Origin of the sequence: Nakamurella panacisegetis, assembly GCF_900104535.1 — a bacterium.
Taxonomy (GTDB): Bacteria; Actinomycetota; Actinomycetes; order Mycobacteriales; family Nakamurellaceae; genus Nakamurella; species Nakamurella panacisegetis.
The window spans coordinates 2850494-2876743 of record NZ_LT629710.1; the positions used below are offsets into that span (position 1 = coordinate 2850494).

The 26250-nt window shown below is 66.9% G+C and carries 38 protein-coding genes; 36 read left to right on the plus strand and 2 right to left on the minus strand.

What is annotated here, in order from left to right; all coding sequences use genetic code 11:
* Positions 1–43 precede the first annotated feature (43 nt).
* The 34 genes from rplC (at position 44) to rpsI (ending at position 21447) form a co-directional block, all read left to right on the plus strand.
* On the plus strand, positions 44–721 hold the full coding sequence (gene rplC, locus BLS97_RS12600; RefSeq protein ID WP_090476337.1) for a 50S ribosomal protein L3: 678 nt from the start codon (positions 44–46) through the stop codon (positions 719–721).
* A complete protein-coding gene (gene rplD, locus BLS97_RS12605) occupies positions 718–1485 on the plus strand; it encodes a 50S ribosomal protein L4 (RefSeq protein WP_090476339.1) in 768 nt (255 codons plus the stop codon). The genes rplC and rplD overlap by 4 nt, the downstream gene beginning before the upstream one ends.
* Entirely contained in the window at positions 1482–1775 is a 294-nt protein-coding gene (rplW, locus tag BLS97_RS12610) for a 50S ribosomal protein L23 (protein ID WP_269457438.1), read from the plus strand. The genes rplD and rplW overlap by 4 nt, the downstream gene beginning before the upstream one ends.
* Positions 1776–1796: 21 nt before the next feature.
* The gene (gene rplB / locus BLS97_RS12615) at positions 1797–2636 is read left to right on the plus strand and encodes a 50S ribosomal protein L2 (RefSeq protein ID WP_090476344.1); all 840 of its coding nucleotides are present in this window, start codon (positions 1797–1799) and stop codon (positions 2634–2636) included.
* Between the two features lie 65 nt (positions 2637–2701).
* Positions 2702–2983, plus strand: a complete 282-nt coding sequence (gene rpsS, locus BLS97_RS12620) for a 30S ribosomal protein S19 (protein ID WP_090476347.1) — start codon at positions 2702–2704, stop codon at positions 2981–2983.
* A gap of 20 nt (positions 2984–3003) precedes the next feature.
* Entirely contained in the window at positions 3004–3441 is a 438-nt protein-coding gene (rplV, locus tag BLS97_RS12625; RefSeq protein ID WP_090476349.1) for a 50S ribosomal protein L22, read from the plus strand.
* Positions 3441–4286: a 30S ribosomal protein S3 gene (rpsC, locus tag BLS97_RS12630; protein ID WP_090476352.1), complete on the plus strand. Its 846-nt coding sequence runs from the start codon at positions 3441–3443 to the stop codon at positions 4284–4286. Before rplV ends, rpsC begins: the two co-directional genes overlap by 1 nt.
* Positions 4287–4290: 4 nt before the next feature.
* Positions 4291–4710 (plus strand): 50S ribosomal protein L16, encoded by a 420-nt coding sequence (gene rplP / locus BLS97_RS12635; RefSeq protein ID WP_090476355.1) that lies wholly within the window; start codon positions 4291–4293, stop codon positions 4708–4710.
* Complete coding sequence (rpmC, locus tag BLS97_RS12640) at positions 4710–4952, plus strand: 50S ribosomal protein L29 (protein ID WP_090476358.1); 243 nt, start codon at positions 4710–4712, stop codon at positions 4950–4952. Before rplP ends, rpmC begins: the two co-directional genes overlap by 1 nt.
* Positions 4949–5242, plus strand: coding sequence for a 30S ribosomal protein S17 (rpsQ, locus tag BLS97_RS12645; protein WP_090476360.1), 294 nt, complete (start codon positions 4949–4951; stop codon positions 5240–5242). Before rpmC ends, rpsQ begins: the two co-directional genes overlap by 4 nt.
* A gap of 433 nt (positions 5243–5675) precedes the next feature.
* On the plus strand, positions 5676–6044 hold the full coding sequence (gene rplN / locus BLS97_RS12650) for a 50S ribosomal protein L14 (protein WP_090476363.1): 369 nt from the start codon (positions 5676–5678) through the stop codon (positions 6042–6044).
* A gap of 2 nt (positions 6045–6046) precedes the next feature.
* A complete protein-coding gene (rplX, locus tag BLS97_RS12655; RefSeq protein WP_090476365.1) occupies positions 6047–6367 on the plus strand; it encodes a 50S ribosomal protein L24 in 321 nt (106 codons plus the stop codon).
* Positions 6367–6939, plus strand: a complete 573-nt coding sequence (gene rplE / locus BLS97_RS12660) for a 50S ribosomal protein L5 (RefSeq protein ID WP_090476368.1) — start codon at positions 6367–6369, stop codon at positions 6937–6939. Before rplX ends, rplE begins: the two co-directional genes overlap by 1 nt.
* Positions 6940–6941: 2 nt before the next feature.
* A complete protein-coding gene (locus BLS97_RS12665) occupies positions 6942–7127 on the plus strand; it encodes a type Z 30S ribosomal protein S14 (RefSeq protein ID WP_090476370.1) in 186 nt (61 codons plus the stop codon).
* Between the two features lie 142 nt (positions 7128–7269).
* A complete protein-coding gene (gene rpsH / locus BLS97_RS12670; protein ID WP_090476372.1) occupies positions 7270–7668 on the plus strand; it encodes a 30S ribosomal protein S8 in 399 nt (132 codons plus the stop codon).
* A gap of 13 nt (positions 7669–7681) precedes the next feature.
* Entirely contained in the window at positions 7682–8221 is a 540-nt protein-coding gene (rplF, locus tag BLS97_RS12675; protein ID WP_090476374.1) for a 50S ribosomal protein L6, read from the plus strand.
* Entirely contained in the window at positions 8221–8589 is a 369-nt protein-coding gene (gene rplR, locus BLS97_RS12680; RefSeq protein ID WP_090476376.1) for a 50S ribosomal protein L18, read from the plus strand. The genes rplF and rplR overlap by 1 nt, the downstream gene beginning before the upstream one ends.
* 33 nt (positions 8590–8622) lie before the next feature.
* Positions 8623–9273 (plus strand): 30S ribosomal protein S5, encoded by a 651-nt coding sequence (gene rpsE, locus BLS97_RS12685; protein ID WP_090476378.1) that lies wholly within the window; start codon positions 8623–8625, stop codon positions 9271–9273.
* Positions 9274–9275: 2 nt separating this feature from the next.
* Positions 9276–9482 carry a 50S ribosomal protein L30 gene (gene rpmD / locus BLS97_RS12690; protein WP_090476381.1) on the plus strand — a complete coding sequence of 69 codons (207 nt, stop codon included), beginning with the start codon at positions 9276–9278 and terminating at the stop codon, positions 9480–9482.
* On the plus strand, positions 9479–9922 hold the full coding sequence (rplO, locus tag BLS97_RS12695; protein ID WP_090476383.1) for a 50S ribosomal protein L15: 444 nt from the start codon (positions 9479–9481) through the stop codon (positions 9920–9922). Before rpmD ends, rplO begins: the two co-directional genes overlap by 4 nt.
* A gap of 359 nt (positions 9923–10281) precedes the next feature.
* The gene (gene secY, locus BLS97_RS12700; protein WP_090476385.1) at positions 10282–11622 is read left to right on the plus strand and encodes a preprotein translocase subunit SecY; all 1341 of its coding nucleotides are present in this window, start codon (positions 10282–10284) and stop codon (positions 11620–11622) included.
* Positions 11622–12167, plus strand: coding sequence for an adenylate kinase (locus BLS97_RS12705; RefSeq protein WP_090476387.1), 546 nt, complete (start codon positions 11622–11624; stop codon positions 12165–12167). Before secY ends, BLS97_RS12705 begins: the two co-directional genes overlap by 1 nt.
* Positions 12168–12179: 12 nt before the next feature.
* Entirely contained in the window at positions 12180–13031 is an 852-nt protein-coding gene (gene map / locus BLS97_RS12710; protein ID WP_090476389.1) for a type I methionyl aminopeptidase, read from the plus strand.
* A gap of 307 nt (positions 13032–13338) precedes the next feature.
* The gene (infA, locus tag BLS97_RS12715) at positions 13339–13560 is read left to right on the plus strand and encodes a translation initiation factor IF-1 (protein ID WP_015746488.1); all 222 of its coding nucleotides are present in this window, start codon (positions 13339–13341) and stop codon (positions 13558–13560) included.
* 191 nt (positions 13561–13751) lie between these two features.
* The gene (gene rpmJ, locus BLS97_RS12720) at positions 13752–13865 is read left to right on the plus strand and encodes a 50S ribosomal protein L36 (protein WP_073715456.1); all 114 of its coding nucleotides are present in this window, start codon (positions 13752–13754) and stop codon (positions 13863–13865) included.
* A gap of 232 nt (positions 13866–14097) precedes the next feature.
* Positions 14098–14472 carry a 30S ribosomal protein S13 gene (gene rpsM / locus BLS97_RS12725; RefSeq protein WP_090476391.1) on the plus strand — a complete coding sequence of 125 codons (375 nt, stop codon included), beginning with the start codon at positions 14098–14100 and terminating at the stop codon, positions 14470–14472.
* Positions 14473–14478: 6 nt separating this feature from the next.
* Positions 14479–14889 (plus strand): 30S ribosomal protein S11, encoded by a 411-nt coding sequence (gene rpsK, locus BLS97_RS12730; protein ID WP_090476393.1) that lies wholly within the window; start codon positions 14479–14481, stop codon positions 14887–14889.
* Positions 14890–14911: 22 nt separating this feature from the next.
* Entirely contained in the window at positions 14912–15517 is a 606-nt protein-coding gene (rpsD, locus tag BLS97_RS12735) for a 30S ribosomal protein S4 (protein WP_090476396.1), read from the plus strand.
* Positions 15518–15744: 227 nt separating this feature from the next.
* Entirely contained in the window at positions 15745–16845 is a 1101-nt protein-coding gene (locus tag BLS97_RS12740) for a DNA-directed RNA polymerase subunit alpha (RefSeq protein WP_090476398.1), read from the plus strand.
* A gap of 174 nt (positions 16846–17019) precedes the next feature.
* A complete protein-coding gene (gene rplQ / locus BLS97_RS24510; protein WP_090476402.1) occupies positions 17020–17598 on the plus strand; it encodes a 50S ribosomal protein L17 in 579 nt (192 codons plus the stop codon).
* 89 nt (positions 17599–17687) lie between these two features.
* The gene (truA, locus tag BLS97_RS12750) at positions 17688–18614 is read left to right on the plus strand and encodes a tRNA pseudouridine(38-40) synthase TruA (protein WP_090476404.1); all 927 of its coding nucleotides are present in this window, start codon (positions 17688–17690) and stop codon (positions 18612–18614) included.
* Positions 18615–18693: 79 nt separating this feature from the next.
* Positions 18694–20040 (plus strand): DUF7373 family lipoprotein, encoded by a 1347-nt coding sequence (locus tag BLS97_RS12755; protein WP_090476406.1) that lies wholly within the window; start codon positions 18694–18696, stop codon positions 20038–20040.
* Between the two features lie 372 nt (positions 20041–20412).
* Positions 20413–20856, plus strand: a complete 444-nt coding sequence (gene rplM, locus BLS97_RS12760; protein ID WP_090476408.1) for a 50S ribosomal protein L13 — start codon at positions 20413–20415, stop codon at positions 20854–20856.
* Between the two features lie 87 nt (positions 20857–20943).
* Complete coding sequence (gene rpsI, locus BLS97_RS12765) at positions 20944–21447, plus strand: 30S ribosomal protein S9 (protein WP_407938019.1); 504 nt, start codon at positions 20944–20946, stop codon at positions 21445–21447.
* A 187-nt stretch (positions 21448–21634) separates the two neighbouring features.
* On the opposite strand, the gene BLS97_RS12770 is transcribed toward rpsI, so the two are convergent.
* Positions 21635–22129 carry a MarR family winged helix-turn-helix transcriptional regulator gene (locus BLS97_RS12770; RefSeq protein ID WP_090476412.1) on the minus strand — a complete coding sequence of 165 codons (495 nt, stop codon included), beginning with the start codon at positions 22127–22129 and terminating at the stop codon, positions 21635–21637.
* A 138-nt stretch (positions 22130–22267) separates the two neighbouring features.
* Here BLS97_RS12770 and BLS97_RS12775 point away from each other — a divergent pair, with 138 nt between their 5' ends.
* Positions 22268–23059, plus strand: coding sequence for an SDR family NAD(P)-dependent oxidoreductase (locus BLS97_RS12775; protein ID WP_090476414.1), 792 nt, complete (start codon positions 22268–22270; stop codon positions 23057–23059).
* An 825-nt stretch (positions 23060–23884) separates the two neighbouring features.
* Positions 23885–25213: a phosphoglucosamine mutase gene (gene glmM / locus BLS97_RS12780; RefSeq protein ID WP_090476416.1), complete on the plus strand. Its 1329-nt coding sequence runs from the start codon at positions 23885–23887 to the stop codon at positions 25211–25213.
* 36 nt (positions 25214–25249) lie between these two features.
* Here glmM and BLS97_RS12785 read toward each other — a convergent pair whose 3' ends face one another.
* A complete protein-coding gene (locus BLS97_RS12785; protein WP_090476418.1) occupies positions 25250–26089 on the minus strand; it encodes a dienelactone hydrolase family protein in 840 nt (279 codons plus the stop codon).
* Positions 26090–26250 lie beyond the last annotated feature (161 nt).

Sequence of the window (26250 nt, forward strand, 5' to 3'; positions counted from 1 at the left end):
CCCCTCGGGTGAAGAGATCTCGAGGAGATGGGTATTTCAAATCATGGCTAACACGATCAAGGGAATTCTGGGCCACAAGCTCGGCATGACCCAGGTCTTCGACGAGGCGAACCGGGTTGTCCCGGTCACCGTCATCGCCGCCGGCCCGGTCGTCGTCACTGCGGTCCGCACTCCCGAAGCCGATGGCTACTCGGGCGTTCAGCTGGCTTTCGGTGCCGTCGACCCCCGCAAGGTGACCAAGCCGGTCACCGGGCACTTCACCAAGGCAGGTGTCACGCCGCGCAAGCACATCGCCGAGCTGCGGACCGAGGACGTCTCCGGCTACGAACTGGGCCAGGAACTGACCGCGGAGCAGGTCTTCGAGGCCGGCATCCTGGTCGACGTCACGGGCACCTCCAAGGGCAAGGGCACCGCCGGCGTCATGAAGCGCCACGGCTTCAAGGGCCTGAGCTCTTCGCACGGTGTGCACCGCAAGCACCGTGGACCCGGTTCCATCGGTGGCTGCTCCACCCCCGGCCGTGTCTTCAAGGGCATGCGCATGGCGGGTCGGATGGGACACGAGAAGGTCACCATCCAGAGCCTGACGATCCACGCGATCGACGCCGACAAGGGCCTCATCCTGATCAAGGGCGCGATCCCTGGTCCCAAGGGTGGCGTCGTCTTCGTCAAGTCCGCGGTCAAGCACCTCGGCACCGTTGCTGTGAAGGGGGCGTCCAAGTGACCACCGTCGTCATCACCACCCCGGCCGGCGAGAAGGGCGATTCCATCGTCCTGCCCGACGCCGTCTTCGGTGTTCAGTCCAACATCGCCCTGATGCACCAGGTCGTCGTCGCTCAGCTGGCTGCCGCTCGTCAGGGCACCCACAGCACGAAGACCCGCGGTGAGGTCTCCGGTGGCGGCAAGAAGCCGTACCGCCAGAAGGGAACCGGCCGCGCCCGCCAGGGCTCGACCCGTTCGCCGCAGTTCGTCGGTGGCGGTATCTCCCACGGGCCGGTCCCGCATCTGTACCTGCAGCGCACCCCCAAGAAGATGAAGGCCGCCGCTCTGCGTGGCGCTCTGTCCGATCGGGCCCGCGGCGGGAACATCCACGTGCTGTCCTCCCTGGTCGAGGGCGACAAGCCGTCGACCAAGGTGGCCATCAGCGCGCTGGCCCAGGTCTCCACGGCCAAGAACGTCCTCGTCGTCATCTCCCGCGAGGACGAGAACGGCTGGAAGAGCCTGCGCAACGCCGACAACGTGCACCTGATCGCCTCTGATCAGCTGAACACCTACGACGTGCTCAAGAGCGACGACGTGGTCTTCACCGAGCAGTCGCTGAACGACTTCCTCACCTTCGCCCGGGCTTCCGCTGCCGTGGTCGAGACCGAGATCGAAGAGCCGGTCGCCGAGAAGGCGCCCACGAAGAAGGTCTCCGCAGCCAAGAAGGCCGCCGCGACCGAAGAAGCAGAGGCCGTTGAATCCGGCACGAAGGAGGAGTCCAAGTGATCTCCGATCCGCGCGACATCATCCTCGCGCCGGTTGTCTCCGAGAAGAGCTACGGCTTGCTCGAGACCGGCCGGTACACCTTCCTGGTGCACCCGGATGCGAACAAGACCCAGGTCAAGATTGCCATCGAGAAGATCTTCGATGTCAAAGTGACCTCGGTGAACACGATCAACCGGCAGGGCAAGCGCAAGCGCACCCGGGCCGGCTTCGGCCAGCGCAAATCCACCAAGCGCGCGATCGTCACGCTGTCGGAAGACAGCAAGGCGATCGAGATCTTCACCGGCGCCTGAGGCGAAGAGGACTAGGGACTAATGGGTATCCGTAAATACAAGCCGACCACTCCCGGTCGTCGTGGCTCGTCGGTGGCAGATTTTGCCGAACTGACCCGCACCACGCCGGAGAAGTCGCTCATCGCGCCGCTGCACTCCAAGGGCGGACGCAACGTCCACGGTCGGGTCACCACCCGCCACCAGGGCGGAGGGCACAAGCGTGCCTACCGCATCATCGACTTCCGTCGGTCCGACAAGGACGGCGTGCCGGCCAAGGTTGCTCACATCGAGTACGACCCCAACCGCACCGCCCGCATCGCGTTGCTGCACTACGCCGATGGCGAGAAGCGCTACATCGTTGCCCCGAACCGGCTCAGCCAGGGTGACACGGTAGAGACCGGCGCCAGCGCCGACATCAAGCCCGGCAACAACCTGCCGCTGCGCAACATCCCGGTCGGCACCGTGATCCACGGCATCGAGCTCCGCCCCGGTGGCGGCGCGAAGATCGCCCGGTCGGCCGGCACGAAGGTGCAGCTCGTCGCCAAGGACGGCCCCTACGCGCAGTTGCGTATGCCGTCCGGTGAGATCCGCAACGTGGATGCGCGCTGCCGCGCGTCCATCGGCGAGGTGGGTAACGCCGAGCAGGCGAACATCAACTGGGGCAAGGCCGGCCGTATGCGCTGGAAGGGCAAGCGCCCCTCCGTCCGTGGTGTCGCCATGAACCCGGTCGACCACCCGCATGGTGGCGGTGAGGGCAAGACGTCCGGTGGTCGCCACCCGGTCAACCCGGCCGGCAAGCCCGAGGGCCGGACGCGTCGCCCGAACAAGGCCAGCGACAAGCTGATCGTTCGTCGTCGTCGCAAGGGCGGCAAGAAGCGTTGATGACACAGTCCTTGAATTCGAATTCCATCCACACCACCACCGAGAACTGAGCAGGAGGACAAGAGATGCCACGCAGTCTCAAAAAGGGCCCGTTCATCGACGACCACCTGCTCAAGAAGGTGGACGTTGCCAACGACAAGGGCTCGAAGGCCGTCATCAAGACCTGGTCGCGTCGGTCGACGATCATCCCCGACATGCTCGGGCACACGATCGCCGTCCACGACGGCCGCAAGCACGTCCCGGTGTTCGTCACCGAGTCGATGGTCGGCCACAAGCTTGGTGAGTTCGCTCCGACGCGGACCTTCAAGGGCCACATCAAGGACGACCGTCGCGCACGGCGCGGCTGAGTACGGGACAGGGAAATCACATGAGTGCAAAGAAAGATGTTCAGGTGGTTGAGGCCCCGCGCACGCGGGCCCAGCTCAAGCACCTGCGCATGACGCCGATGAAGGCGCGCCGCATCGTCAACCTGATCCGCGGTACGGATGTGGCCGCCGCCGCCTCCATTCTGAAGTTCTCCCCGCAGGCCGCCGCTGAGCCGGTTGCCAAGCTGTTGGCCTCGGCCATCGCGAACGCGGAGAACAACCAGGGTCTGCAGGCCGACACGCTCTTCGTCGACACCGTCTACGTGGACGAGGGCCCGACGCTGAAGCGCTTCCAGCCGCGGGCCCAGGGTCGCGCCTTCCGCATCCGGAAGCGCACCTGCCACATCACCATCGAACTGGTCTCGCTGTCCGCGGCGGGAACCACTGAGGGTCGTCGCGGTGCTCGCGGCAACCAGAGCGCGAAGGGAGGGACCCGCTAGTGGGTCAGAAAGTCAACCCGCATGGGTTCCGGCTCGGTATCACCACCGACTGGACCTCGCGCTGGTACGCCGACAAGTCCTACGCCGATTACGTGGCCGAGGACGTTGCCATCCGCAAGCTCATGTCCAAGGGCATGGAGCGGGCCGGCATCGCCAAGGTCGAGATCGAGCGCACCCGTGACCGGGTCCGCGTCGACATCCACACCGCCCGACCGGGCATCGTCATCGGTCGTCGTGGCGCGGAAGCCGATCGCATCCGTGGCCAGCTCGAGAAGTTGACCGGCAAGCAGGTGCAGCTGAACATCCTCGAGGTCCGCAACCCCGAGTCGGACGCGCAGCTGGTTGCCCAGGGCGTCGCCGAGCAGCTGTCCAACCGCGTGTCCTTCCGTCGGGCCATGCGCAAGTCGATGCAGTCGGCTCAGCGCAGCGGTGCCGTCAAGGGCATCCGGATCCAGTGCTCCGGTCGTCTCGGTGGCGCGGAAATGTCCCGCTCGGAGTTCTACCGTGAGGGTCGCGTTCCGCTGCACACCCTGCGCGCCGACATCGACTACGGCTTCTTCGAGGCCAAGACGACGTTCGGTCGCATCGGCGTGAAGGTCTGGATCTACAAGGGCGACAAGACCGGTTCCCTGGCCGAGCAGAAGGCGGCGGAAGCCGCAGCTGCTCAGCGCAGTGCCGGTGGCCGTCCGGCTTCCGCCGAGCGCTCCGATCGTCCGGCTCGCCGCCGCTCGGGTGCCAGTGGAACCACGCCGACCTCGACCGACGCCGGCCGCGCAGCGGTCGACGACGCTCCGGTTGTCACTGACGAAGCGGCCCCCGCGTCCGCACCGACACAGGAGAGCTGATCACATGCTCATCCCCCGCAGGGTCAAGCACCGGAAGCAGCACCGTCCGCACCGGACGGGCATGGCCACCGGTGGCACCGCAGTAACGTTCGGCGACTACGGCATCCAGGCGCTGGAGCCGGCGTACGTCACCAACCGGCAGATCGAGTCCGCTCGTATCGCCATCAACCGCCACATCAAGCGTGGTGGCCGGGTCTGGATCAACATCTACCCCGACCGTCCGCTGACCAAGAAGCCGGCCGAGACCCGCATGGGTTCCGGTAAGGGTTCGCCGGAGTGGTGGGTGGCCAACGTCAAGCCGGGTCGCGTTCTCTTCGAGATGAGCTACCCGACCGAAGCAATCGCTCGCGAGGCCCTTCGTCGCGCGATCCACAAGCTGCCGATGAAGTGCCGCATCATCACCCGGGAAGGTGGGGAATCCTGATGGCTACCGCTAACGACATGCGCGAACTCGGTGCCGAGGAACTGGTCCTCCGCCTTCGCGAGGCCAAGGAGGAGCTGTTCAACCTCCGCTTCCAGATGGCCACCGGCCAGATGGACAATAACCGCCGGCTCCGTACGGTCCGGCACGACATCGCTCGCATCTACACCGTCATGCGCGAGCGTGAGCTGGGTCTGTCCACCGGACCTGATGGTTCGACGGATACGGAAGAGGGTGCAGCATGAGTGAGCAAGAGAACGTGACGGCCGCCGAGGCCGCTGCGGCTCGGGGCGATCGCAAGGTCCGTGAGGGCCTGGTCGTCTCCGACAAGATGGAGAAGACGATCGTGGTCGAGCTCGAGGACCGGGTCAAGCACCCGCGTTACTCGAAGGTCATCCGCCGCACCTCCAAGGTCAAGGCACACGACGAGGCCGGCGTCGCCGGCATCGGCGACCGTGTCCTGCTGGCCGAGACGCGTCCGATGAGCGCCACCAAGCGCTGGCGTCTGGTCGAGGTCCTCGAGAAGGCCAAGTAGCCCTCGCGCCACCGGGAAGCCCCGCTCCACCTTCGGGTGGGTCGGGGCTTCCTGCGTTTCCGATCGATGTCGGCCCACCAGTCCGAGCGCCGGGTGATTTGGCGATGTTGTCCCTGGTCCGGTAGCCTGAGCCTCTGGTGTGAAGTCTGTCCGAAGGACGACCATCACCTCTGGCCTGGCGAGGTCGGAAATTTCGCCAGGGCTCTGTCATTGCTTCGGGTCCAACCCAACGGCCGGCTCACGTATCCATCGGATGCAGGAGCCAGCCACCGGCACATGCCACAGGCAAGAGAGAAAAGGCGAGCGAATCGGCTCGTACTTCCTCTTGTCTTTTCGCATGTCAGAGGGCCGGACCCGCGGCCGGCAGAACCAGTGAACGAGAGCGCGAAGCCGGGGCAGCCCGGGGGAGCGCACAGCGAAGGTTGGGATTGACGTGATTCAGCAGGAGTCCAGGCTCCGCGTCGCCGATAACACCGGCGCCAAGGAAATCCTGTGCATCCGCGTCCTCGGTGGCTCCGGCCGTCGGTACGCGGGGATCGGCGACATCATCGTCGCCACGGTCAAGGATGCTATTCCGGGTGCCGGTGTGAAGAAGGGTGACGTCGTCAAAGCCGTCATCGTGCGCACCGTCAAGGAGCGCCGTCGTGCGGACGGGTCCTACATCAAGTTCGACGAGAACGCAGCCGTCCTGCTCAAGGGCGACGGCGACCCGCGCGGCACTCGCATCTTCGGGCCGGTTGGCCGCGAGCTGCGCGACAAGAAGTACATGAAGATCATCTCGCTGGCTCCGGAGGTGCTGTAACCATGGGTCTCAAGGTGAAGAAGGGCGACACCGTTCTGGTGATCGCGGGCAAGGACAAGGGCGCCAAGGGCAAGGTCATCCAGGCCTACCCGGAGCGGAACCGTGTCCTGGTCGAAGGCGTGAACCGGATCAAGAAGCACACCAAGGTCTCCACCACCCAGCGTGGTGCGAAGTCCGGCGGCATCGTGACCCAGGAAGCCGCCATCCACATCTCCAACGTGATGGTCGTCGACGGCGACAACAAGCCGACCAAGGTCGGCAAGCGCGTTGACGACGAGGGACGCAACGTCCGCGTCTCGCGTCGCAGCGGGAAGGACCTGTAATGACGACAACCGAATCAGCCGCGAAGGTCTCGCCGAGACTGAAGACCCGCTACGCAGCGGAGATCAAGTCGGCGCTGAACGAGCAGTTCTCCTACGCCAACGTCATGCAGATCCCCGGCGTCGTCAAGGTCGTCGTGAACATGGGTGTCGGTGAGGCCGCGCGTGACGCGAAGCTCATCGAAGGCGCCGTTCGCGACCTGGCCCTGATCACGGGCCAGAAGCCCGAGGTCAAGAAGGCCCGCAAGTCCATCGCCCAGTTCAAGCTGCGCGAAGGCATGCCGATCGGTGCGAAGGTCACCCTGCGCAACGACCGCATGTGGGAGTTCCTGGATCGCCTGGTGACCATCGCGTTGCCGCGTATCCGTGACTTCCGTGGCCTGTCGCCGAAGCAGTTCGACGGCAACGGCAACTACACGTTCGGCCTGAACGAGCAGTCGATGTTCCACGAGATCGACATCGATCGGATCGATCGCCCCCGCGGTATGGACATCACTGTCGTCACCACGGCCACCACCGATGACGAAGGCCGGGCGCTGCTCAAGCTCCTGGGCTTCCCGTTCAAGGAGATCTGACCATGGCGAAGACCGCTCTGATCATGAAGTCCAAGCGCAAGCCGAAGTTCGCGGTCCGTGGATACACGCGCTGCAACAAGTGCGGCCGCCCGCACTCGGTCTACAAGAAGTTCGGCCTGTGCCGCATCTGCCTCCGCGAGATGGCGCACGCCGGCGAACTGCCGGGCATCACCAAGTCCTCCTGGTAGTCCCGGAGAACATCTGCCGTACTGCCGCAGTAGAAATCACTCCCTGCGGTCAACATCAGGCGCCCACCCGCGCCGAATACATCGTCACAGGCCCGGCCTCGCCCAGCGAAGCGGGAACCAGACGAGAGAGGCACTGCCCGCAATGGTTATGACTGACCCGGTCGCGGATTTCCTGACCCGGATCCGCAACGCCAACTCGGCCTACCACGACGAGGTCGTGATGCCCTTTTCGAAGCTGAAGGGGAACATCGCCGACATCCTCGTCAAGGAGGGCTACATCGGCTCCTGGACCACCAAGGACGCCACCGTCGGCAAGTCGCTGGTCGTCACGCTCAAGTACGGCCCCAACCGTGAGCGTTCGATCGCCGGCGTCCGCCGGATCTCCAAGCCCGGCCTGCGCATCTACGCGCGTTCGACCGAGCTGCCGAAGGTCCTCGGAGGCCTCGGTGTCGCCATCATCTCGACCTCGACCGGTCTGCTGACCGATCGTCAGGCCGCCAAGAAGAAGGTGGGCGGGGAAGTCCTCGCCTACGTCTGGTAAGGGACGAAACCTCATGTCGCGAATCGGAAGACTGCCGATCCCAGTTCCTGCTGGGGTCGACGTGACGATTGACGGTCGCACCGTGACGGTCAAGGGGCCCAAGGGCACCCTGTCCCACTCGGTGGTCGAACCAATCGCCATCTCCAAGGAAGAGGACGGCACTCTGGCCGTCACTCGTCCGGACGACCAGCGGGACTCCAAGTCCCGTCACGGCCTGACCCGGACCCTGGTCAACAACATGGTGATCGGCGTGACCGCCGGTTACTCCAAGCCGATGGAGATCGTCGGCGTCGGTTACCGCGTCGCCGCCGAAGGCAGGGACCTGGTGTTCGCACTCGGTTACTCCCACCCGGTGCCGGTCAAGGCGCCGGAGGGCATCTCCTTCACCGTCGAGTCCCCGATCAAGTTCAAGGTCGAGGGCATCGACAAGCAGTTGGTCGGCGAGGTCGCCGCCAACATCCGCAAGTTGCGCAAGCCTGACCCGTACAAGGGCAAGGGCGTGCGGTACGCCGGCGAGGTCGTGCGGCGCAAGGTCGGAAAGACGGGTAAGTGATGGCAGCCAACGTTTCACAGAAGCGCGCCGAGGCGCGCACGAGGCGGCACTTCCGTCTGCGCAAGAAGGTCACCGGCACGGCAGCGCGTCCGCGCCTGGTCGTCACGCGGTCCGCGCGGCACATTGCCGTGCAGGTCGTCGACGACACCATCGGCCAGACCGTGGCTTCGGCCTCGACCCTCGAGGTGGACCTGCGTGCCGCCGAGGGCGACAAGAGCGCCAAGGCCAAGAAGGTCGGCGAGCTGGTGGCCGAGCGGGCCAAGGCAGCCGGCGTCACCGCCGTTGTCTTCGACCGCGGCGGCGACAAGTACCACGGCCGCATTGCGGCTCTGGCCGACGGCGCCCGTGGCGCCGGGCTGGAGTTCTGACATGACCAACCGCAAGATCGAGAGGGACATCTGATGCCCGGACAAGCTAGGCAGGGCGGTGGCGGCTTCGGCGGCGGCGCCGGTGGCCAGCGTGACGGCGGACAGGGCGGGGACCGCCGCGGCGGCCGCGACCGTCGTGACGGCGGACGCCGTGACGCACCCGTCGAGAAGAACCCGCTGTTGGAGCGCATCGTCGTCACCAACCGCGTGGCCAAGGTCGTCAAGGGTGGACGTCGTTTCTCCTTCACGGCTCTGGTTGTCGTCGGCGACGGCGACGGCACGGTAGGCGTCGGCTACGGCAAGGCCAAGGAAATCCCGGCCGCCATCGCCAAGGGCGTGGAAGAGGCGAAGAAGAACCAGTTCAAGGTTCCGCGTATCGCCGCGACCATCCCGCACCCGATCCAGGGTGAAGCGGCCGCCGGCGTCGTGCTGCTCCGTCCGGCCAGCCCGGGTACCGGTGTCATCGCCGGTGGTCCGGTGCGTGCCGTGCTGGAGTGCGCCGGAATCCACGACGTGCTGTCCAAGTCGCTCGGCTCGGACAACCCGATCAACATCGTCCACGCGACGATCGCAGCCCTCAAGGGTCTGCAGCGCCCCGAGGAGATCGCGGCCCGCCGTGGTCTGCCCATCGAGGACGTGGCTCCGGCCGCGATGCTGCGCGCCCGGGCTGGGCAAGGAGTCTGACCATGGCGCAGCAGCTGAAGATCACCCAGGTGCGCTCGACGATCGGCAACAAGCCGAACGCTCGCGAGTCGGTGCGCAGCCTGGGTCTGAAGAAGATCCACCAGGTGGTGACGGTTCCGGACAACGCCGTGAACCGGGGCTACCTCAAGTCGGCCCGTCACCTGTTGACGGTCGAGTACGTCAAGACCGAAGGGACTGACGAAAAGTGACGATCAAGGTCCACCACCTTCGTCCCGCCCCCGGAGCCAAGACCGCCAAGACTCGCGTCGGCCGTGGTGACGGATCCAAGGGCAAGACCGCCGGCCGCGGTACCAAGGGCACCGGCGCTCGCAAGAATGTCCCCGCCTCCATGGAGGGTGGCAACCTGCCCCTGCACATGCGGCTTCCGAAGCTCAAGGGCTTCAAGAACCGCTTCCGTGTGGAGTTCCAGGTCGTCAACGTCGGTCAGATCGCCACCCTGTTCCCCGAGGGTGGTTCCGTCGGCATCGCCGAACTGGTCGAGGCCGGCGCGGTCCGCGCCAAGGCACTGGTGAAGGTCCTCGGCGACGGCGACATCAACGGTGTCAAGCTGAACATCACGGCCAACGCCTTCTCCGGTTCGGCCAAGGAAAAGGTCAGCGCAGCCGGAGGCACCACCACCGCTGTCTGATCGCGTCCGGTGCGGAGTTACTCCGACAGCGAACGCAGTGCACGAAGCGCGCAGATCCCCTGGGATTCCCGACGTCCCGTCATCGACGGAGCAACGGGCCCGGGGGATCGGTGCGTTACAGTCTCTTCATTGGGGAGCGGTGAAAGCTGCCCATGACGACCGCGTCCGGGGTCGGCGGCGATGCTGCCGGGTCGGATGTCGGCCGCCGACGTACACCCGCCTCACCTGCCGCCGGGCAACCTAAGGCAGCGAACGACCCGACAGCTTCAACACCGCAAGACTCAGCGCCGACCGGGCCGCTGGGGCTGAGATATCGCCGCCGCCACCAGCTGCGCTGGCCGGCGTCGACAGGAGGACCATTGCTCGCCGCATTCGTCTCGGCGCTGAAGACACCCGATCTGCGGAAGAAGATTCTCTTCACTCTCGCCATGATCGCGGTGTACCGGCTCGGAGCCACGCTGCCGTCCCCCGGCATCGACTACAAGGTCGTCAATGCTTGTGTCTCGGGCAACCAGGACAACTCGCTGAACACCGTCCTGAACCTGTTCTCCGGTGGGGCATTGCTCAAGCTGAGCGTTTTCGCGCTCGGCATCATGCCGTACATCACGGCGTCGATCATCATCCAACTGCTCACCGTGGTCATTCCGCGGTTCGAGCAGCTGAAGAAGCAGGGCCAGCCCGGCCAGGCCAAGATGACGCAGTACACCCGTTACCTGACGATTGGCCTCGGGATCCTGCAGTCGACGGCGTTCGTCGCGTTGGCTCGTAGCGGCCAGCTGCTGAGCTCCAGCACCGGTTGCCCGGACCCGTCCAAGATCATCTCGGACAACAGTGCATTCGGTCTGATCGTCCTGGTCCTGACCATGACGGCCGGCACCGCCGCCATCATGTGGATGGGTGAGCTCATCACCGACCGCGGCATCGGCAACGGCATGTCCATCCTCATCTTCACCTCGATCGCCGCCCGGATCCCGACCGAGGGGCAGCAGATCCTGGCCTCCGGTGGTGGCGTCGTCTTCGGTGTCATCATCGTCATCGGCCTGGCCATCATCGCCGCCGTCGTCTTCATCGAGCAGGGCCAGCGTCGGCTCCCGGTGCAGTACGCCAAGCGCATGATCGGCCGCAAGATGTACGGCGGCACCTCGACCTATCTGCCGTTGAAGGTCAACCAGGCGGGCGTCATCCCGGTCATCTTCGCGACCTCCCTGCTCTACATTCCGTCCCTGATCGTCCAGCTCATCGGCGGCAGCACGGACAGCACGACGGGGGTCACGACCTACTCGGGGTTCTCGAACTTCCTGAACGTCTACGTGGTCGACTCGAGCAACTGGTTCCACAACGTTCTCTACTTCGCCCTGATCATCTTCTTCACGTACTTCTACGTCGGCATCACGTTCAACCCGACCGAGCGGGCCGACGAACTGAAGAAGTACGGCGGGTTCATCCCCGGTATCCGTCCGGGTCGGCCCACCGCCGAGTACCTGCAGTTCGTGCTGTCGCGGATCACCCTGCCCGGATCGCTCTACCTCGGCATCGTCGCCATTCTCCCGAACCTGTTCCTCTCGCTCACCAGCAACAACGCGCAGAACTTCCCGTTCGGCGGTACCTCGGTGCTGATCATGGTGGGTGTCGGGCTGGACACCGTGAAGCAGATCGAAACCCAGCTCATGCAGCGCAACTATGAAGGGTTCCTCCGCTGATGCGTTTGCTCATCGTCGGTCCGCAGGGCGCCGGAAAGGGCACCCAGGCAGCGTTGCTCGCGGAATCGCTCGGTATCCCTCACGTCTCCACCGGAGACCTGTTCCGGGCCAACCTGGCCGGGGGGACCGAACTGGGCAAGCTGGCCAGGAAGTACATGGACGCCGGAGAACTCGTCCCCGACGAGGTGACGCAGGAGATGGTGGCGGACCGGGTCACCCAGCCCGACGCCGCGGCCGGGTTCCTGCTCGACGGATTCCCGCGGAACATCTCGCAGGCCGACTGGCTGACCGAGATGCTGGCCCGGATCGGCGCGCCGATCGATCGCGTCGTCCTGCTCACCGCGCCGGATCAGGTCCTGCTCGGCCGAATGCTGGCCCGCGGCCGGACCGACGACACGGTCGAGGCCATCACCCGGCGCCTGGACATCTACCACCGCGAGACCAAGCCGCTGATCGACTACTACGACGGGCGGGTCGTGCACGTCGACGGCGTCGGTGAGGTCGACGAGGTGCACCAGCGTGTGCTGGCCGCGGTTCGCGGCTGACGGAACCGGGACATGGCGCACCACGGCATCCAGTACAAGACCAGAGGCGAACTGCAGGCCATGCGGGCCTCCGGTGTGATCCTGGCCCGGGCCATTGCGGCCGGCCGGGCCGTGGTCCGCCCCGGAGTCACGACCGCCGACGTCGACGCCGCGGTCGCCGCGGTGATCGCCGAGGCCGGCGCGACCAGCAACTTCCTGCACTACGGCGCCCACGGTTCCGACCCCGGCTTTCCGGCCACCATTTGTGCCTCGGTCAACGACGAGGTCGTGCACGGCATCCCGGGGCCCCGCGTCCTGCTCGAGGGTGACCTGCTGTCGATCGATGCCGGGTGCATCCTCGACGGCTGGCACTCCGATTCGGCGATCTCGGTACACGTCGGTGACGCCCCCGACATGGCCGAGGTCGACCTCATCAACGCCACCTCGTCCGCGATGTGGGCCGGCATCGCCGCCATCAACGTCGGCGGGCGTCTCGGTGACGTCTCCTGGGCCATCGAGACCTCGGCCGAGAAGTCGGGCGCCCAGGACGGACGGCGCTACGGCTCGGTGTCGGGGTACGGCGGCCACGGGATCGGCACGGCGATGCACATGGAGCCGTTCATCCCGAACCAGGGCAAGCGCGGCAAGGGGCCACGGCTCGCGCCCGGGATGGCCCTGGCCATCGAGCCGATGCTGACGCTCGGGCGTCCGGCGACGAAGGAACTGGACGACGGCTGGACCGTGGTGACCAGGGACGGCGCCCGGGCGGCCCACTTCGAGCACTCGGTTGCCGTTCTGGAGGACGGCATCTGCGTGCTGACCGCGGCCGACGGTGGGGCCGCCGATCTGGCCCCCTACGGCGTCACACCGGTCTCGCTGGACTGATCGGGGCCCGGAACGGCCGTTTGCGCTGGCCGCGACTTTGCTGGGCTGCGCTTTTCCCGTAGAGTGGAACTTCGGCGTGCATGTCGTATCGGTTTGTCGTGGCCGCGAACTGGTATTGGCTTCCTCGAGTGCGCTTACCGGTGGTTGCGGGCGGTCCGTCCGTCCCGACCACCACAACCCAACGGCTTCTGGTCGTCGGGTAGAGCTGTGCCTGAGGTCGGAGTCGGACCAGGGGTACCGCACATGGCACGACCGCACGGCTGTGCCGATAGGCAGCCGTGTTCAACAGCAGTGGATTGTGGAGGACATGGGCAAGAAAGACGGGGCCATCGAGGTCGAGGGTCGCGTGGTCGAGCCGCTTCCCAACGCCATGTTCCGTGTGGAGTTGGAGAACGGGCACCGTGTGCTCGCTCACATCAGCGGCAAGATGCGGCAGCACTACATCCGCATCCTTCCCGAGGACCGCGTGGTCGTGGAGCTCTCGCCCTATGACCTCACGCGCGGTCGGATCGTCTACCGCTACAAGTAGCCATCACCCCGTGAGGGGTGACCGGCGCCTGACGAAGGCGTGAAGTACACCAGCAAGGACCCGCAACCGATACCTGGTGTCGGTTGCTGTGAGGCGGACAATTCCGTTCGCCTCGCGAGCAGCCGGACCCTTTCGGGTCCGGTCCGCGAGAAGTCGCGCCGCCCAGGGTGGCGCAGAGAAGGCAGAAGCAGATGAAGGTTCAGCCCAGCGTCAAGAAGATCTGCGACAAGTGCAAGGTGATCCGCCGGCACGGTCGCGTCATGGTCATCTGCGACAACGTGCGTCACAAGCAGCGCCAGGGCTGATTGTCCCCGGCGCTCGGTCGTGTCACGCGGCCGAGACCGCCCACGTCAGCGTGGGCACCCATCGCGTTTCCACCCGCACCGGCTCGCCGGTGCGGGACACCCCCGGACTTCAGGCCGGGGCCCGGAGCCCGTCATGCAAGCGCCTTCCCGATGAAGGTATGCAGCGGCGAGCCAACCAACCGGGACGGGACGCGACCGACACCTGGAGGCCACCGAAGGAGTGCCGCGCCGTATGGCTCGACTCATGGGTGTTGATCTTCCCCGCGACAAGCGCATGGAGATCGCACTGACGTACATCTACGGGATCGGCCGCACGCGTGCGGCCGCCCTCTTGGTCGCGACCGGCATCAGCCCGGACCTGCGCTCCAAGGACCTGACCGACGAAGACGTACTTGCCCTGCGCGAGCAGATCGATGCCGGCTTCAAGGTGGAAGGCGACCTGCGCCGCGAGGTCCAGGCCGACATCCGTCGCAAGATGGAGATCGGCTCGTACCAGGGCCTGCGTCACCGTCGTCACCTGCCGGTGCGTGGTCAGCGCACCAAGACCAACGCACGGACCCGCAAGGGCCCGAAGAAGACCATCGCCGGCAAGAAGAAGGCCAGGTAACAAACCATGCCACCGAAGACCCGTCAGGGTGCCGCCGGCGTCAAGAAGATCCGGCGCAAAGAGAAGAAGAACGTCTCGCACGGGCACGCCCACATCAAGAGCACGTTCAACAACACGATCGTTTCGATCACCGATCCCACCGGGGCCGTGATTTCGTGGGCCTCCGCCGGCCACGTCGGCTTCAAGGGCTCGCGCAAGTCCACCCCGTTCGCCGCCCAGATGGCCGCCGAGAGTGCTGCCCGCAAGGCGATCGAACACGGCATGCGCAAGGTCGATGTCTTCGTCAAGGGCCCGGGTTCGGGTCGCGAGACGGCCATCCGCTCCCTGCAGGCCGCCGGCCTCGAGGTCGGCGCGATCTCCGACGTCACCCCCCAGGCCCACAACGGAACCCGGCCGCCCAAGCGGCGTCGGGTCTGACCCGGGGAGAGGAAGCTAAATCATGGCTCGCTATACCGGACCCATCACCAAGAAGTCCCGTCGTCTCAAGGTCGACCTGGTCGGCGGGGACAAGGCCTTCGAGGCCCGTCCCTTCCCGCCCGGGCAGCACGGTCGTGCCCGGACCAAGGAGAAGGAATACCTGACGCAGCTGCAGGAGAAGCAGAAGGCTCGCTTCACCTACGGCGTCATGGAGAAGCAGTTCTCGCGCTACTACAAGGAAGCATCGTCCCGCCCGGGTAAGACCGGCGAGACCCTGCTGCAGATCCTCGAGTCGCGCCTGGACAACGTCGTGTACCGCGCCGGCCTGGCCCGGACCCGCCGCGCTGCCCGCCAGCTGGTGACCCACGGTCACTTCCTGGTCAACGGCACCCGCGTCGACGTCCCGTCCTACCGGGTCGAGCAGTACGACATCATCACCGTCCGCAAGCAGTCGGTGGAGACCTTCCCGTTCGAGCTGGCCCGCCAGACGTTCGGCGATCGTCCGACCCCCGCCTGGTTGCAGGTCGTCCCGAACTCGCTGCAGGTGCTCATCCACTCGCTGCCGGTCCGGGCTCAGATCGATTCGCAGATCACCGAACAGCTGATCGTCGAGTACTACTCGAAGTAGGCCGTTCACCCGGCACGCGGATCAACTCCGTGTTGCTGGAACCCGTGGTCGGCATGGATCAACTTCGACGGCATGGATCAACTTGGCCCTTTTGGGACTCGTGGGACAGAAGTGAACAACTTCATCCAGGCCTGAGAAGTTGATCCATGCCGGACCACGGCGCACCACCCGCAGTACCCGAGTGACGTCAAATAGCGGTCGTCACCAGTAACAGAAGGAGCCCCACCATGCTGATCTCTCAGCGCCCGGCCCTGACCGAAGAGCCGGTCTCGGCGAACCGTTCGCGTTTCGTCATCGAGCCGCTCGAACCCGGTTTCGGCTACACCCTGGGCAACTCGCTCCGTCGCACGCTGCTGTCGAGCATCCCCGGCGCGAGCGTCACCAGCATCCGCGTCGACGGCGTGCTGCACGAGTTCACCACCGTGCCCGGTGTGAAGGAAGACATCACTGAGCTCATCCTCAACCTCAAGGAACTGGTCGTCTCCTCCGAGGACGACGAGCCCGTCACCATGTACCTGCGCAAGCAGGGCCCCGGCGACGTGACCGCCGCCGACATCGCGCCCCCGGCCGGTGTCGAGGTGCACAACCAGGACCTGCACCTGGCCACCCTGACCAAGAAGGGCAAGCTCGAGATCGAGCTCGTCGTCGAGCGTGGCCGCGGCTACGTCCCGGCCTCGCCCAACAAGGTCGTCGGGGCCGAGATCGGCCGCATCCCGGTCGACTCGATCTACTCGCCGGTCCTCAAGGTGACCTACCGCGTCGAGGCGACCCGGGTCGAGCAGCGCACCGACTTCGACCGTCTCGTCCTGGACGTCGAGACCAAGCCGTCCATCTCCCCGCGGGACGCACTGGCCTCGGCCGGCACCACCCTGGTGGAGTTGTTCGGCCTGGCCCGCGAACTGAACATCGACGCCGAGGGCATCGAGATCGGGCCGTCGCCGGCCGAAGCCGATCACATCGCCGCCTTCGCGCTGCCGATCGAGGAGATGGACCTCACCGTCCGCTCCTACAACTGCCTCAAGCGCGAAGGGATCCACACCGTCGGCGAGCTCGTCTCGCGCACCGAGGCCGATCTGCTCGACATCCGCAACTTCGGCCAGAAGTCGATCGACGAGGTCAAGATCAAGCTGCACGGCCTCGGCCTGTCGCTCAAGGACTCGCCGGCCGGTTTCGACCCGGCCGCGGCCGCCCAGGCCTACGGCGACGCCGACTGGAGCGACACCGAGGACGACTTCGGTACCGCGGCCGTCCCGGCCGAGGGCACCAACTTCAGTGCGCCGGCCGAAGCGGGCGACGACACCGACTACGCCGAGACCGAGCAGGTCTAGGTCCGACACTGGAATCCGGTCCATCCGCCGGTTCGGGGATGGGCGGCAGAGCCGCTTCGCGCGGTCTGCTGAACGCAGATAGGAAACCGTCGGCCCCGGGGAGTTCGCTCCCCGGGGACCGCCTCACCCGGCCCCGGGCTCATCCGGACGCCGGACACGATCAAAGGAACTGAGATGCCTACTCCCACCAAGGGTCCCCGCCTCGGCGGATCGCCGCAGCACGAGCGACTGATCCTGCGCAACCTCGCGCAGTCGCTGTTCGAGCACGGCAAGATCACCACCACCGAGGCCAAGGCCAAGCGGCTTCGCCCCTTCGCCGAGAAGATCATCACCAGCGCGAAGCGCGGCGACCTGCACGCCCGTCGCGAGGCCCTCAAGGTCATCCGCGACAAGAACGTCGTGCACAAGTTGTTCGCCGAGATCGGGCCGTCGTTCGCGACCCGTGACGGTGGGTACACCCGCATCATCAAGACCGCTCCCCGCAAGGGCGACAACGCCCCCATGGCGATCATCGAACTCGTGGCCGAGGAGACCGTTTCCTCCGCCGCCAGCCGGGTCGCCCGCCGCGCCGCGTCGACCAAGGCGCCGGCCGCTCCGGCCGCTCCCGAGGTCACCGCGACCGACGAAGCCGAGGCTCCGACGCAGGCCGAGCAGGCCGTTGACGAGTCCCCGGCCGAGGGTGACGTTGCTCCGGTCGAGTCCGCCGCTGACACGGACGCCCCGGTCGACGAAGACTCAGAGCCGACCAAGTAGGTCCTGTTCCGCGGAAAGGCCCGTTCCGGAAGTTCCCGGAGCGGGCCTTTCCGCGTTTTCGGGCCCGGCCGCATAGGGTCGGTCCCGAGATGAGCGATCAGAATCCCCCCGAGAACGTGCGGCTGCGGCTGGACATCTCCTACGACGGCACCGACTTCTCCGGCTGGGCCGCTCAACCCGACCGCCGCACCGTAGCCGGATGCCTGTCCGAAGCACTCAAGGTGCTCTTCCGCCAAGACGTCCCGCTCGTGGTGGCCGGGCGCACCGACGCCGGGGTGCACGCGACCGGGCAGGTAGCCCACATCGACGTCCCCGTGGCCGGCCTGATCGGCCTGGCCCCGCGCGCCAAGGACCCGGAGACCGACGGTCTCACCGGCGGACGTACCGGTCTGTTGCGACGCCTGGCCGGGCTGCTGCCGCTCGATATCCGGGTTCGGGCCGTCACGGTCGCCCCCGACGGGTTCGACGCCCGATTCGCGGCCCTGCGTCGGCACTACCGCTATCGGATCGGCACCGCGGAATGGGGCGTGGAACCGCTCGGGCGCAAGGACGTCTTCGCCCGGCGTCGCCCGCTCGACGTCGATGCGATGACCAAGGCCGCCGATCTGCTCGTCGGACTGCACGACTTCGCGTCGTTCTGCAAACCGCGGGACGGGGCGACCACGGTCCGGGAACTCCAGTCGTTGACGGTCGGGCGGCAGGGCGACCTGGTCGTGGTCGAGGTGACCGCGGACGCGTTCTGCCATTCCATGGTGCGGTCGTTGGTCGGGGCGCTCATCGCGGTGGGGGAGCACCAGGTCCCGTTCACCCGCCCGGCCGAGCAGTTGGCCGCCGCCTCGCGCTCTTCCGGGGTGAACATCGCGCCTGCGCTCGGCCTGACCCTCACATCGGTCGACTACCCTGCCGACGAACAGCTGCGGTCCAGGGCCTTGGCCACCCGGGCCACACGCGAACTGCCGCCTCGGTTGGAACCGATCGACCACGGGAACGGTCACAGCGGCACCGAGGCGTCCTGAACGGGGGGAGTGACCTGTTGCTTCGTCCGCTGCACACCCGGGATCGAAGGACCACTGCGTTGCCATCGGAGGGCAAGGAATGAGAAGTCCCGCCAGATTCGCCGTCGCGCTCGGCGCGGTCACAGCTATCGTGCTCGCCGGTTGTGCCAGCACCGTCGCCGGCCGCGCCCAACCGGCCGCGTCCGCGGTCGCGCCGTCCTCCGAGCCGCAGGTCCCGGCCAGCTCGTTGCCGTCCGCAACGTCCGCAACGGGATCGACGGCAGCCCGGACGTCGATGGCCCCCAGCACGGAGTCGACGAGCGCGAGTGCACCGCAAACCTCCGGTGGCCCCGGACCGACCGGCTCGGGTACGACCTCCGGCTCGTCCGGTGCCTCCTCCACGGCGTATCCGACCACGCCGGCCCAGCTGATCAAGACGCCGCGCACCGCGACCCAGGCCGCTCTGCTGGAGGGCGCTCGGATCGCCTCCTACCTGGTCGTGCCGACGTTCATCGACCCGACCCTGACCAAGGGGAGCATCTCCACGATGCCGCTCTACGGGCCGAAGGCGATGACGATCCTGTTCGGGGCGGACGTGATGCCCTCGGTCGCTCAACGGGCCGGGATGATCTCGGGGTTCTCCTCGTCGCGAAGCGACGCCGACAACAACAATCTGATCGTGGCCGCAATCGAGTTTCCCTCGGCGGCCTCGGCCAAGGCCGCCGCTCCGCTGCTCGCTGCTGCCGCGGCCAACAAGGGCAAGGACAAGGGAAAGGCGAACATCCCCGGCTTCCCGGCCGCGGTCGGTTGGTACGGGGCGTTCAGTTCGGACTACGGCTACTACCAGGCCTTTCTGGCCCAGGGTGCTCTGGTGCTCTACGTCTGGGTGACCGGACCGAAGCTGAACACGCCGACGCTCCAAGCTGCCCGCGCGGCCCGGGCGTTCCAGGTCGAGACAGCGGCCATGGCCAAGTTCGTCCCGACGCCGCCGGCGAAGCTGATGCAGCTGCCGATCGACCCGGACGGTATGGAGGCCCACACGCTCCTCAACAGCGCCGACGACGCCAGCGCCACCGACGGTGTGGTCACGGCCGCCGGCCAGCTGCACTACGACACCGATCCGGTGGGTACCCAGCAGCTGTTCGCGCGCGCCGGGGTGGACCTGGTGTCGGACGGTCGCACCTCGGTGTACCGGGCCAAGGACGCGGCGGGCGCGGTGGCAGTGCGGGACGGGTTCGTCGCGTTCGTGGAGAAGTCCACGTCCGGCATGACGCCCTACACTCTGACCGCGGATGTCCCGGCCGTGTCCTGCCTGCAGCAGGCGCTCAACTCCAAGTACTACTGCGTCGGCGTGGCCGGGCGGTACGCCTTCGAGATCAACGCGGACAGCGTGGCCGATCTGAACGCGGCCGCAGCCGCGCAGTACGCGATGCTGCAGGGCTTCTGATCTCCCGCGGGCTCTGTGACATGCGGCATTCGGGCTTGTCGCTGGGCCTCGCATTTTGACCTCCGCGCCCCAGCACGGTAACCTCGATCTTCGGCGTGCCATTGCATTGCCATGAGCCGGTGTCGTACGTGCTCGTGGTGGTGCAGAGCGCCCCGTTGTGTTGTGCGTCGCCTCTCGAACGTGAATCTTTCGGACTTGGCCTGGATCCCCGGGTTTGCCCCGGGAGATCATTGCAGCGGGGAACTCCGGCGGCCGGCGCAGCAATGACCCCGAGGTCGTCGCCGGAAGGCGTCGACGCTCGTCAAGGGACGTACCACCCGCGACGAGATCAAGACTGGTAACAGACCGCATTCAAGAGACAGAGGCATATCCGTGCGCACGTACAGCCCCAAGCCCGGCGACGTCACCCACGCCTGGCACGTGATCGACGCGACCGACGTCGTGCTCGGCCGGCTGGCCAGCCAGTCCGCGCAGCTGCTCCGCGGCAAGCACAAGGCGATCTACGCGCCGCACGTCGACACCGGCGATTTCGTCGTCATCATCAACGCCGAGAAGGTCGCCATCTCGGGCAACAAGCGGGACGGCAAGTTCCTCTACCGCCACTCCGGCCAGCCGGGCGGCCTGCGCAAGCAGAGCGTCGGCGAGCTGCTCGACACCCGCGCCGACAAGCTGGTCGAGAAGGCCATCATCGGGATGCTGCCGCACAACTCGCTGGGTCGTTCGATCGCCCGCAAGCTCAAGGTCTACGTCGGACCGGAGCACCCGCACGCGGCGCAGCAGCCGCAGCCGTTCGACATCGTCCAGGTTGCCCAGTAACCGACGGACCCGGTGCCGGCTCTCGTGCGGCACAGCTAGATCTCCCCGACATTCCAGTGGCACAGAGAAATTGAGAAGAGCGAGTCAGTGAGCGAAACCCCTGAGATCGTCGAAGCCGACGAGGTCGAAGTTGACTTCGAGGACCAGGACGATTCGACCGAAGAAGCCCCGGTGATCGTCCCGGCCGTGGTCAAGGTCGCCGTCGACCGCCCGGTGCAGACCGTCGGCCGTCGTAAGGAAGCCGTCGTCCGCGTCCGGTTGACCCCGGGCACCGGCGTGTTCACGCTGAACGGCCGCACCATGGACAGCTACTTCCCGAACAAGGTGCACCAGCAGCTCATCAAGGAGCCGTTGGTCCAGCTGGAGAAGGACGGCATCTACGACGTCCACGCCAAGCTGCACGGCGGCGGTGTCTCCGGCCAGGCCGGCGCGCTGCGGCTCGGGATCGCTCGGGCGCTCATCGAGCTGGACGAGACCGATCGTCCGGCCATGAAGAAGTCCGGCTTCCTGACTCGTGACGCCCGCGCCACCGAGCGCAAGAAGTACGGCCTGAAGAAGGCCCGCAAGGCGCCCCAGTACTCCAAGCGTTGATCTCTCGCCCTTTCGGGCGAGACTGTCACACGAACCGCCCGTATTCGGCCCCGGCCGAGTGCGGGCGGTTCGTCGTTTCGCGTTGCCGCGGGGAAACGGAAGTCCTCCCTCCTGGTCGATCCTGACGTGCGACAGCGTCACCGCAGGCCGATCATCCGGGGTCCCTGTTGGCCCGGAAACGGCACGGTCACTCGGCGGCCGGCGGCTGCCATCCACCTTCGGCCCGGATGGCCAGTGTGATCCGTCGGCTGATCTCGCGCAGCTGTCTGGATTGGCTCTGGGTCAACGAATCGAAGACCAACCGCCGCACCGCCTGGACGTGGCTCGGCGTGGCCTCGGCCACCTTGTGCGAACCGAGATCGGTCAGGACGGCGAGGGTGTAGCGCCCGTCCCCGGGATCGGTGCACCGTTGCACCCAGTGCCTGGCTTCGAGCCGGGCCACCGCTCGGGACAGCCGGGAGAGCGAGCTGTTCGCGTAGTCCGCCAGGGTGCTCATGCGGAGCGTTCGGTCGGTGGTATCCGACAGGGCGAAGAGGATCCCGTACTCGAAATGAGTCAGGCCGGCGTCCCGCTGCAGCTGAGCGTCCAGGGCGGAAGGAAGCCATTCCAGGACGGTCGCGACCGCGGACCACGTGCGCAGCTCCTCGTCAGTGAATTCCGAGGGCTCGTTCACATCCGACATGGCTGCAGGATACGTGATCACCGACCGCCCGAAGCGCCTTGTTGACTTGACTGGTCAAGTCAATATACCTAGCATTCACTTGACTGGGCAAGTAAAAGGCGATCGTCGCGTGGCGACGGGAACAACGGGTGGCTGACCATGGATCTGTTACTGAAGGGCCGACGGGCGTTCATCAGTGGTTCGACACAGGGAATCGGATACGCGATCGCCCAGGCGCTCCTGGCCGAAGGGGCGTCGGTCGTGATCAACGGACGCACCCAGTCGTCGGTCCGATCCGCGGTGCAGCGGCTGCGGAGCGACGCGCCGGACGGAGCGGTATCCGGCGTGGCGGCCGACCTGTCTGATCCGGTCCAGGTGCACGAGCTGCTGAATTCTGTGGGTGAGATCGACATCCTCGTCAACAATGTCGGCCTGTTCGAGGTCAAGTCCTTCTTCGACATCGGCGACGACGACTGGCAGCGCTACTTCCAGGTCAACGTGATGAGCGGCGTCCGGTTGGCGCGGCATCTGATGCCGACCATGCTCGACCGTGGATGGGGTCGGATCGTTTTCGTGGCAAGCGAGTCAGGGGTCGACGTCCCCGCTGACATGATCCACTACGGGTCGACCAAGGCGGCCATGCTGGCGCTCAGCAACGGCCTGGCGAAACTCACCCGAGGGTCGGCGGTCACCGTGAATGCCGTTCTCGGCGGCCCGACCTACTCCGACGGGGTCGCCGGTGTGGTCGACAAGATCGCTCGGTCCCAGGGGATGGCGGCCGAGGATCTGAAGGCGGCCATCATTGCCGGCAACCGGACGTCCCTTCTGGAGCGGTTCATCGAGCCCCGCGAGATCGCCGACCTGGTCTTGTATCTGGCCAGTCCGCGCTCGTCGGCCACGAACGGGGCCGCCCTGCGCGCCGACGGCGGTGTCCTGACCACCGTGACCTGAGCCGGTCCGCACGAGCGCAGGAGATGCTCACGCTGAGAGATGCTCCCGATTCCGTACGGATGCCGTCCACTCCCACAACCAATGGTCGGGCGAATTCGCACTCTCATTTCTGCCGGTGTCAGAGAATTGTCTTTCTGTCGGTGTCAGGGAATTGTTCGCGCGCCCGGCCCGCGGGGCTTCGTGCTTGCGTTCGAGACTGGACCGTGCTGGTCCGGCTCATCAGGCCGCACATGGTGACTCCAGGCGATATGGACCCCGCCGTCAAGGCTTTCGGCGCCGTCGTCGCGCCACGAGACCATATGACCGGAAACCCGTGGTGACCGGGTCAGGCGATGCAGTGCTTTCGTCGAGCCGGACATTCCGGGCCTGGCCAACGAAGAGCACTTGACACGGAGCGGCACTGACGAGATGAATTCGTCACCGCTTACACCTGGTTCTGCTGGCCCAGCCGGTCGGACGAGGTCAGGTCCGAATCGCCGTCGAGCACGTCGTGGCCTTCCCAGCCGGGAGTCGGTGAGATCGGCGGCGGCTCGGACGGCGGACGCCCGAGGGCAGGGGAGACGGATCACACCGGCCCCAGCTCGGAGAACGGATGGTGGATCGCGGTCTCGATCATGGTCGCACTCCGGGTTCGGTACGGCCTCGGCCGCACGGTAGGCCGGGGCCGGCCGCGGATGACGTGGTCCGGCGTCATTCGGCCATCACCTCGTGAATTGATGAGGACCGCGACGCGCGGGTACCGTCCAAGTCGGCGGCTCCTCGCCCGGGTCGGCGCGCTGAGCGACGGTGCGCCGAAGAGAATCGAAAGAGCGGGTCAGTTTCGGTATGGGAAGACTGTTCGGAACCGATGGCGTCCGTGGCGTGGCCAATGCCGACCTGACGCCAGCGGTCGCGCTGGCGTTGGCCACCTCGGCCGCCCAGGTGCTGGTCCCGGCCGGCGCGGATCGTCCGCGAGCCGTCGTCGGTCGTGATCCGCGGGCCAGCGGCGAGATGCTCGAAGCAGCCGTCGCTGCCGGATTGGCCTCGGCCGGAGTGGATGTCCTGCTGCTCGGAGTGGTCCCGACCCCGGCGGTCGCGTTCCTGACCGCCGAACTCTCGGCCGACCTCGGCGTGGTGATCTCCGCGTCGCACAACGCCATGCCGGACAACGGCATCAAGATCTTCGCGGCCGGCGGGCTCAAACTCGACGACGCCGTCGAGGACGCCATCGAGTCTGGGCTCGGCCTGCCGTCGGCGCTCCCGACCGGCGCCGGCGTCGGCCGGATCACCTCGGCCACCGATTCCATCGGGCGCTACCTCGATCACCTGCAGGCCTGCACCCCGCACTCCTTGGCTGGCCTGTCGATCGTGGTCGACTGCGCGAACGGAGCCGCCTTCTCCGTCGCCCCGGAGATCTACCGACGGGCCGGCGCCGAGGTGGTGGTCATCGCCGGTGAACCCGACGGGCTGAACATCAACGACGGTGTCGGCTCCACGCACCTGGACGTGCTCCGCGCGGCCGTCGTGGCCCACGGCGCCGACCTGGGCATCGCCCACGACGGAGACGCCGATCGCTGCCTGGCCATCGCGGCCGACGGATCCGACGTCGACGGCGATGCCATCCTGGCCATCCTCGCGGTGGCCCTGAATCGCACCGGGCGGCTGCACCGCTCCACCGTGGTCGGCACCGTGATGGCCAACATCGGCTTCCACCAGGCGATGAAGAAGGCCGGCATCGAGGTGGTCACCACCGGCGTCGGGGACCGTTACGTCCTCGAGGAGATGCGCACCGGCGGATACAGCCTCGGCGGCGAGCAGTCCGGGCACGTCGTGCTGGCCGACCAGGCCACGACCGGCGACGGGGTCCTGACCGCGCTGCATCTGATGTCCGAGGTCGCCTTCACCGGGCGGTCCCTGGCCGACCTGGCCTCGGCGGTCGTCCGCTTCCCGCAGGTGCTGATCAACGTGCGGGTGGGCGACAAAGCGGCCGTGGCCGACTCGGCATCGGTGGCCGCCGCCGTGGCCGCGGCCGAGGCCGAGCTCGCCGGGTCGGGTCGGGTTCTGTTGCGTCCGTCCGGCACCGAGCCGCTGGTCCGCGTCATGGTCGAGGCGGCCACCGCCGAGCAGGCCCAGGAGGTGGCCGGACGCGTGGCCGCCGTGGTGGCGCTGGCCTGACGCGCCGGTCGAGGTCCGACCCGACCGGCGGCGGTCCTAATCGGCCATCGCCTCTTCCCGGACGGCGTCCAGGTCTTCCAGCGTGGTGCCCTTGATCTTGCCCTCGAGTTCGTCGGCCAGCTGATCCTGTTCGGAGAGGTGACGCAGCAGGAAGGCCGTCGACAGCAGCCGGACCACCTGCTGGATGCGCTTCTCGTTGCCCGACCCGCTGATGGTCGAACTCCAGTGCGACCCTTCGGCCAGGCCCAGATGGCTGGCCCCCTTGACCGTCCGCAGGGTGGCCGGACCGGCCCAGGCCGCCGCGATCGACGCCCCGTCACCGTCGGCCATGTCGTCGTCGGCCCCGACCAGGTGCAGACTCGGAATGTGCAGGCGGCTGGCCGCCTCGACGGCCGACGGCCTGGTCGCGGCCGCGGTCACCGTGACCACGGCGCCGATCGACGAGTCGGCGGCGGCGGCCAGGACGGCCGCGCCACCACCGATCGAGTGGCCGATCAGGCCGAGCTTGCGGGCGTCCACCCTGACCCGGCCGTTTCCCAGCCGGCCCGTGGCCACCAGGTGGAGCGCGGCCGATAAATCACGCGACATGGCCGCGTGCGAGGGGATCGGGCCCTTCTCCGTGTCCGGCGCGACCACCACGAAGCCCCACGACGCCAGGTACCGCATCGTGTCGGCGTAGCGGTGGGCCGGTTGCAACCAACCGTGCGAGATGGCCACCGCCGGCAGCCCTCGACCGGAGGTGGGGGCGAAGACCAGCCCGGGCATCCCGGCGTCGGCCAGATTCCCGGCGGCGACCCGGTGCGGTCCTCGATGGGCCAGGTAGTCCAGCGACGGGCGGTCGATACCGACGGGTGTCTTCTTCGACTTGGTTGGCATGAACGTCCTCCTGGCCTGGGCGCCGATGCTGCCGCGCTCGTCTGTCTCGCGCCGAAAGCAGCCCGGCGCGTTCTCGTACAGTATTGCTGGCGCCCGGCGAAGTCGTGTTTCCGGCGCACGTCACCGGCCGTTCGGCCGGGGCGGGGATGACGTCAGGAGCC